The sequence below is a fragment of the Segatella albensis DSM 11370 = JCM 12258 genome, assembly GCF_000426565.1.
GTDB lineage: Bacteria > Bacteroidota > Bacteroidia > Bacteroidales > Bacteroidaceae > Prevotella > Prevotella albensis.
Genome location: NZ_AUFP01000041.1, coordinates 1 through 1908 on the forward strand (window position 1 = coordinate 1; position 1908 = coordinate 1908).

Genomic DNA, 1908 nt, shown 5'->3' on the forward strand with positions numbered 1-1908 from the left:
GATATGTATCAGGCTTTATAAATATTGAAAAATTAACTATTTTATATGTTTATGTTGGTGGCATAGGTGTTAATGAAACAAGAATTGGCGGTTGGAATGGAGGAGGAAATATAGTTAGCGGTAGTTTAACGCCTAATGGAAATTATACAGGTGGTGGTTCTACAGATATCAGATTACAAAACGGGAATTGGGATAATTTTAACTCCTTAAAATCTAGAATAATAGTTGCCTCTGGGGGCGGTGGATGCTGCGTATATAATGACACATGGTCTATTGGCGGTCATGCAGGAGGATTAGTTGCACCTATAACCTATTCTAGACAATCTTCTAATGTATATATAAGTGGAGCGACACAGACTTCAGGATCAGAATCAATTAAAAATAATAAAGGTTTATCTGGTACAGATGGACTATTTGGGAAAGGTGGTACCGGAGGAGAATATGGAGGTGGTGGAGGTGCTGGCTATTATGGAGGTGCTGGCGGATCCAATAATCCTGTAATGAACGGTGGATATGGTGGAGAAATTGCAGGAGCTGGCGGCTCCTCTTTTATCTCTGGTTATCCAGGATGTAATGCAATAAGTTCATCATCGACAGAAAATAACATTGTTCATACAGGACAACCTAATCATTATAGTGGTAAGGTATTCACTAATACTGTAATGGTTGCAGGTAATGTTACTATGCCAAGTCCTACAGGTGGTACAGAAACTGGTCATAGTGGACATGGATATTGCATCATCTCTTGGATATCACCAAGTCTATAACCATATATAAGTAAGGAGTGTATCAAAAGTCTATATAACAATTGATACACTTTTTACTTATTGTATATCCAATAATTGTATAATATTTTCAATTTACTGTTATCGATCGTACAAACACACGGGAAGTGTGCAGACTTTTACAGCACCCATAACGGGGAATTATAAGCTGGAAGTTTGGGGAGCCAGCGGAGGAAATAGTTATAACGATAATGAGCATCCCGAATATACTAATACTGTGTATGGCGGAAAAGGTGGATATTGTTCAGGAATAGTTACTTTTCCTTCTAATTTAAATATTTATGTTTATATAGGTCTATCGGGCGAAGGCTCTTTAGAACAGACATTTAATGGTGGAGGAAGCGCTGGGGCTAGCTATAATGGACAAAGCGGTGGTGGAGCTACAGATGTACGATTGACAGAAGGTAACACTTGGAGAGAATTTAGTTCTCTAAAATCAAGAATTATCGTTGCTGCCGGAGGTGGAGGTGCTCACCATTATTTTTATGGAAATAATGGTGGATATGCAGGTGGATTATTTGGGCAAGATGGCTTTAAATCAGGTCATAATGTTGTTAATGAACAGCTATATACTATAGCTACTGGTGCTATCCAAACCTCAGGAGGAAAAGGAGGCGTAGATAATCAACAGGGAAACAGACATGGTGGAAATGGATTCTTTGGAGTTGGGGGAATTGCTAATAATTATGATCATGGTGGTGGCGGCGGAAGTGGATACTATGGTGGTGGCGGTGGTGGAAATGCAGATGATAATGTTGGTTCTGGAGCTGGTGGTTCTTCTTTCATCTCCGGTTATACAGGATGTAATGCAATCGCAGAATCTTCAACAGAAGATAATATTATTCATACAGGGCAACCTAATCACTATAGCGGATATATCTTCACTAATTCTGTGATGATAGATGGCGGCTCTGTGATGCCTAGTCCAACAGGTGGAACAGAAACTGGTCACGAAGGTAATGGGTACTGTATAATCACTTGGCAACAACTACCACAATAATATATAATAGGCTATATCATTTAAACTTTGATATAGCCTATTTTTATATATGTTTGTCCCAGACGAATCCCGAAGGCATCCCAAAGGATGATATGGAAAAAGAAAGTATGCTATAGGCTTGGT

General features: G+C 39.0%; 2 protein-coding genes. Both read left to right on the forward strand.

Features of this window, described 5'->3' with window-relative positions; all coding sequences use genetic code 11:
• A partial coding sequence (locus K333_RS12380) for a glycine rich domain-containing protein (RefSeq protein ID WP_027452643.1) occupies positions 1–767 on the forward strand: 767 nt, incomplete at its 5' end.
• Between the two features lie 127 nt (positions 768–894).
• Complete coding sequence (locus K333_RS12385; protein WP_024990734.1) at positions 895–1785, forward strand: glycine rich domain-containing protein; 891 nt, start codon at positions 895–897, stop codon at positions 1783–1785.
• Positions 1786–1908: the final 123 nt, after the last annotated feature.